Origin of the sequence: uncultured Campylobacter sp. (assembly GCF_938018035.1) — a bacterium.
Taxonomy (GTDB): domain Bacteria; phylum Campylobacterota; class Campylobacteria; order Campylobacterales; family Campylobacteraceae; genus Campylobacter_B.
Map to the genome: position 1 here is coordinate 1 of NZ_CALIJF010000349.1, position 6,688 is coordinate 6,688.

At 40.5% G+C, this 6,688-nt stretch carries 2 protein-coding genes; both read left to right on the forward strand.

Translation table 11 applies throughout. The annotated features are described in order from the left end of the window. Positions 1 to 649 precede the first annotated feature (649 nt). Positions 650 to 2,665: a ShlB/FhaC/HecB family hemolysin secretion/activation protein gene (locus Q0257_RS10620; protein WP_298024692.1), complete on the forward strand. Its 2,016-nt coding sequence runs from the start codon at positions 650 to 652 to the stop codon at positions 2,663 to 2,665. Positions 2,666 to 2,920: 255 nt separating this feature from the next. Next, a partial coding sequence (locus Q0257_RS10625; protein ID WP_298024693.1) for a filamentous hemagglutinin N-terminal domain-containing protein occupies positions 2,921 to 6,688 on the forward strand: 3,768 nt, incomplete at its 3' end.

Below are 6,688 nucleotides of genomic sequence, written 5' to 3' on the forward strand. Positions count from 1 at the left end.
TAAATTTTAAAGGATAAGTAGTTATGAAGGTTTTTTCTAAAATTAAAGACGATCCAGCTTTTAAAACAGATCTCGATAAAGTCATTTAAGCGCATTATCTACTCTTTTTTTATCGTGCTTCACTTTTAAAATTTTCATAATGCACATCTGCTCCTTTGTGATAGATTTTGTGGTGAATTTAAATATTACCAGTCTATTATAACGGGAGAATAAAAAATGGTAGGAAGCTTTGTTGCTTTTTCTGAGACCTCGTTGTTCTCACGAGGCTCTATTCATCATCGCTTCTTATAGAAAAGGCTTGGTGATAGAGAATGGTAAATCTGATATTGCGGATGTTTTGAGGGGTTAAAAAATAGGGAATTATGAAGGGACAAGGTATTCGTTTTTAGATTGTGTTTTGTGGAAGGATTTTTACAAAAAGATCGAGGTTGCGGGTGTGATAAAATATAAAATCGCAATTAGCACTAAAATCCAAGAGATTTTACCCGAAAATTTAAAAAATTAATGTATTATTACCAATTTTAATTGATAGCCCCTAGCGGAAGATTAAGGCTTATAAAAAGCGAATATAGTCAATAGATGCTTTTGTCATGCTTAAACTATAAAGTTTTTTGCGGCGATATTCCGATCGTAAAAATAGGCGCTATCGATGTTTTATAAAAAACCATTATCTTATCGCTACGATAGTAAATTTAAAGGAGCCTCTTTGCAACCCCGCGGCGTTAAAAGCGTCAAGTTTATTCTAGCCTCTATCTTTATAAGCTTAAGCCTAGCTCCTAAAGCGTTAATGGCTGCTCCTGCCGATATTTCGGGCGCCATAAACTCTGAAGAGCAAAGAATAAGATCAATTAGACAAGGCGCCGAGGATCCCTTCATAACCATGCGCAGCGAAGAGCCTCCCGCTTCAAACGCAACCGCGGAGCCCAAGAAAGCAGGAATTTGCTTTAAAATTTATGAGATCAAACTGATTAACGCAGAAGTGCAAAACGAGCAGAAAAGTAGCGCGGATTCTAAATTTAACGAAGCAGATTACGAATCTAAAAACAAAGATGATCCCAAAACTCCAGCCGTCAACCCTAAAGGTGGTGCCGGCTCGGGTGTTCTTACCTTTAAGCCGAATGATGAAAACTTGGGGCGCTCGAAAGTAAAAACTCTCGCTAAGTCCATCGGTCCTACCTCGAATTCCGATCATTCCGTTCCGCCCGGGTTTGAAAGAATTCTAAACTCCACCCTAAAAGAGCTTAAATTTAAAAGCGGCGACTGCTTGGGAAGCGATGAAATTTTAGCTCTGGCAAGAGCGTATAACAATAAAATCATATCCGCAGGCTTTATCACTACGTCCGTTTCCATCCCTCAGCAAAACATCTCCTCTGGCACCCTTCTTTTGGCTCTTCATCCCGGACGCATAGGCGAGATTTCGCTTGAGCCGGGCTCTAGAGCTAAGAATCAAAGGAGCATCTTTACCGCATTTGGCGGTGATAAGAGGGGAGAGTTTTTAAATTTAAGAGATCTGGAGCAGGCTATGGAAAATTTCAATGCCGCTTCAAGAAGCGAGGCGGAGATAAGCTTAAGCCCTTCCGCAAAGCAGGGCTACTCCGATATCAATATCTCTAAGCAGCAAAGCTCTCCTTTGCTGCTTAGGCTAAGCGCGGATAATCTGGGCTCCAAATCTAGCGGCAAATACCAAGGCGCGGCTATGCTTTACGGCCTAAATTTGCTTGGATTAAACGAGAGCGTATTTGCTTCTTACGGTAGGAATTTTTTAAGAGGAGATAAAAAATCTTTAGGAGACGATAGCAAAAGCGGAAGATCGGCTAATTATTATGCGGGCTTTAGTATACCTTTTGGATACTTCTCTCTATCCTTTTGGCAAAACAGATACACCTATGATCAAATAGTGCCCGGAGCTTATGAGCTTTATGCCTATAGCGGAAGCAGCGTTAGAAGAAGTTTGGATCTTAACTACGTATATTTTAGAAATCAAAACTCCAAAAATTCCCTGTTTTTTAGAATTTGGCAAAAAAAGTATAAAAACTATATACAAGATTATGAGCTTAGCAACCAAAGAAAGCGCGAAGGCGGCTATGAGGCGGGGCTAAAATCCAAGGTATTTTTTGATAACTCTTCGGTAGAGATGATGCTTTCGTACCTAAAATCCACGGGGGCGTTTAACGCTCTAAGAGCGCCTGATGAAGACTTCGGCGGCGGAAGCTCTAGATATCATTTGATAAACGCCGCGTTAAATTTTAAAACCAGATCCTCCGCTATCCCTTTAAGCTACGAGTTGGAGCTTTACGCAAGAAGAGCTAGCACCCATCTTAGCCCTATAGATAGGCTAAATATTGGCGGATACTATAGTGTTAGAGGATTTGACGGGCAGATGAGCCTGCTTGGAGATAGCGGCTTTTATATAAGAAATACCTTGGAATATAAGTATTTTAAAAATAACGGCGTCTACCTGGCCTTTGATGTCGGCAAGCTTAGCTCTAAGGGGAAAGAATACCCCGCAGAGGGTGAAATGCTTAGCGGAGGAGGCGTAGGCCTTAGAGGAAATATTTCAGGCTCTTTTACCTATGATCTTTTGGTGGCTTTTCCTATTAGTAAACCGGAAAATTTTAAAACGGATAGTCCTGCTTTAAATTTCTCTTTAAGCTATGACTTTTAAATTTAGCGAAATTTTATCGGCGCTTCTTGCGGCGTTTAATATAAACGAAGACTATATAACACTTGCTAAATTTAGCTAACTATTTTAGCGCAGATACGCCGTACTAAGAGCCGAGAAATAGCAATCCTGCGCCTACGCCGAACCTTAAAATAAATTCAAACAAATTTTAAATAAAATATCCGAAATTTACTATTTTTTTAAGAAAGTCTTTAAGAAATTTAAGATATAAACCCATCGCAATCGGAGGTTATAAGTATGCAAATTTTATGTTTAAGCTCTATTTTTAATGGCGTAGGGCGTCTTAGCACCCCTACTGATACAAAAGAATATTTCGGCGTCTTTACCCAAGCAAGCAAGCACCTTGCCGCTCTTTTACTTCTTAGCTTGTTAGCTCCCTGTTTTTCATATTGCGAGATTATCCCCGATAACTCCGCTGCGGCAAATCATAGAGCTTCGATATCTCAAACCCCGAATGCTCCCGCCACTCAGATAGATATAGCCTCTCCTAACGATAGAGGAGTTTCTATCAACGAATACTCTAAATTTAATACCCCTAAAGAGGGCACGGTATTTAATAACTCTCAAGCAGGATCCATAAGTAAAACGGCGGGCTACATACCGCCAAATCCGAGACTCAATCGCGGCGAAGCCAAGCTTATAATCAATCAGGTAAACTCGCCTCTTCCTTCAAATTTACAGGGTAATATTGAGATAGCGGGCAGAAAAGCCGATCTTATCATCGCTAATCCTAGTGGTATCAACGTAAACGGCGCTACCATAATAAATTCCTCCTCTACTACGTTAAGCACCGCCACGCCCACCTATGAAAACGGTCATCTTAAATCCCTAAACATAAGCAAGGATGGCTCTATAAATATAGGAGCGGACGGCCTAAACGATAACGGAGATTATCTGAACGTAATATCTAATAGCCTAAAGCTGGAGGGTAAAATTTACGCAAACGAGATAAACGTAGTAGCGACGGACGGTAAGGTATCTTTAAAAAATACAAACTCCGGATTGAGGCGGGACAATCTAAAGATCGAGCAAGAAGGGGGATCGCATCCTAAGGGCGTATCCATAGACTCCTCAGCCCTAGGAGGAATGTATGCGGGCAAGATAAATATAATATCTACTAAAGATGGAGCGGGCATAAACAATAAGGGAGTTATCTTAGCGGACAGCTCTTTAAAGATAGATGCTAACGGAGATCTGATAAATGAAGGAAAGCTAGGTTCCAACGGACAGACTCAAATCAGCTCCAAGACCGTCTCCAACCAAAAGGGCTCTAAAATTTCAGCCTCCAATCTGGGTATAAAAGCCTCCTCGGTAGAAAACAGAGGAAATATACAGGCTAATACTCTAAAGATAAAAGCGGATAGGCTAGATAATATAAAAGGCTCCATAAGCTCAAGCTCTGCCTTAAAGATAGAGGCGAAAAGCCTAAGCAACAAAGATAGAGCCGTAATAGGAGCGGCTAAGAGCGAAAGACTAAAGGAGTTAAGCTTAGATGAGAGCAAAGACTCTTTTAAAACAGGAGTTATCCCTCCATCCAAAAACGAGCTTAGCATAATAAGCGCGGATCATATATCAAATATAGGTGGAGCGATACTTTCAAACGAAAGCTATTTGGATATAAAAGAGAGTCTCTTAAACGATAATAGCCTAATGGTATTAAGGGCGTTGGATTCCGAAATTCCAAATTTTTATAACCTTTCAGGTTCTACCTTTATAGTGCAAGAGGGCTTAAGCTTGCGCGGCAACAATCTACGCAACGAAAGCTCAAAGATCATCTCCCTACGAGGAGCTCTTTTAGGCTACGACAGCATAGATAACTCCAAAGGCTCTATCCTAAGTGGAGGAAATTTAATCATAAACAAAGGCGCTCTTAATAATGAAGAGGGGCTGATAAGCTCCAAAGGGGATCTCGCTTTAAACCTAGATAGTCTTAGCGCTTTAGGTAAGCTAAGCTCTGACGGTAGTTTATATCTGGGGCTAAAGGACGATCTGAGCTATAACGGAGGGATCTACGCAAGCGGCGATATATACTTAAACCTACAAGGAAATTTTATCGCCTCACAAAGGCTGATCTCCAATAAAGATCTGATCATAAACGCAAAGAGTATCAAAAACGAAAGTATCATAGCCGCGCTTGGAAATTTGGCTTTAAAAGCAAAGGAGCAAATTTTAAATTTAGGCTCTTTAATCGCGCGCGGCGAGCTGATAACAAACTCTGAAAGCTTAATAAACAAAAAAGCCCTCGTTTATGCGCAAGACGGCATAAATTTAAACGCTAAAAATATCCTCAATCAAGACGCGTCCAATATACTTAGCGGAGGGGATATAGTTATAAATACGAGTTATCTTAGCAACGAAGCGCTATCTAACATCATCTCTCAAAGAAATTTAAATATTTTTAATGAAAGAGGCGGGGAGGGCAAGGTAGACGAGATCATTAATGCCTCTTCCTTGATATATGCAAGGGGCGCTCTTAATATCGGCGCTAAAAAGCTAAACAACCGCTCGGTTAACGAGCCCGTAAAGAGAGTTCAAAGCACCGGCTATAATATAGATTTTACCTGCAATGGCGATGGCTGGGGTTGCAGCGGCGTAGCCATCCCTTTAAAGGTCAATGCAGCCGAGATAAAAGAGCGCATCCTTAAGCAAAATCCTAATATTAGCCCAGACGAGCTAAACGCTAAGATCATGGAGGAGCTTAGCAGGCAAGATATGAATCTATATGTATTAAGCTTATATAAAAATACTAGGCTTCCGGGGGAGGATACTAGGCTATATGACGCTATAACGTTAAGCTTAAAAGATAATCTCTTCGGCATAAGAAGAAGCAAGCCTCATAAGAAGGAGAGATTAAGGCAGATAAGCTACAGTATCAATAAAGAGTATATAACGGAAGATAGCCTAAGTAAATTTATGGGCTCAAACATAATCTCCGCAGGGGATAGCAACCTTAACATAGATGAGCTAAATAACGATAAGAGCGTAATTTATGCCTATAACGATCTGCTCTTAAATGTAAAAAGCCTAAACAACCGCTCTTTAAGTCTAAATCATAGTATAACGAGCCAGGCGGAGTATAGATGGAAACATAAAAGCCACGGCGGTAAAGGCGGCTATAGCGACCAAAAGAATATCTACTACTCCCAGCCTGCTATTATCTCCATAATAGGAGCTAAAAAAGATATAAAAGGCTATGCGGGCGATATTTCAAATTTAAACTCACACGGGCAGATAAACTCCGGTAACGCTCCTGCTCTTATAAAGGAAGCTTTTTCTAAAATAGATTACTCCCTAATAGGCAAGGGGCTCCTTAATCCTAACGCTTTAAATCTCAATAAAAACGATCTCGCGCCTAGCCTTAATAACGAAGCGGATATGCAAGATATTATTAGGCCTAGCTATATAAACAATCTCTTTTCACCTATAAGCAGCAAATTTTATAATACCTTCTACGTTTATAGCGAGCTGATACCGGATTTTTCATACATGCACAATAAGCTAAGTTTGCTTTATGATAAAAAAAGGACATCCTTGAACTCTTCAGAGGAGGAAGATGACGGTACCTTACTTAGCTCCGCACCTTCTTTAATATACGCAGGAGGCAATATAAATTTAAGCGTAAACGGCGATCTTAGAAACGAAGGGATAATCTACGCGGGATCAAATATGAACCTAAAAGCGGGCAGCGTATCAAATTTAAACTCTGCCTCCATTATTGCCGCGAACGCCCTAAGCATATCGGCTAATAAGGATATAATAAACGCCTCCTCTTTGATACAAGGACGTAGCGTAAGCTTAAATGCGGGCAGAGATATAGTACATAAAACCCTAAGTAAAGAGATAAGCTTAAATAGAGCCTACGGCGATCAAAGCAGCACCTATATAGGCACTATCTCAAATATAAAATCTACCGAAGGCGGCGTAAGCTTAAATGCGGCTCGTGATATAACCGTAAGCGGAGCAAGCATAGACTCGGCTGCAAATTTAATCCTAAACGCCGCAAAG

What these genes read in the sequence shown, in the direction of transcription:
- Q0257_RS10620 (WP_298024692.1), top strand. Translation starts at nt 650, where the DNA reads ATGTTTTATAAAAAACCATTATCTTATCGCTACGATAGTAAATTTAAA.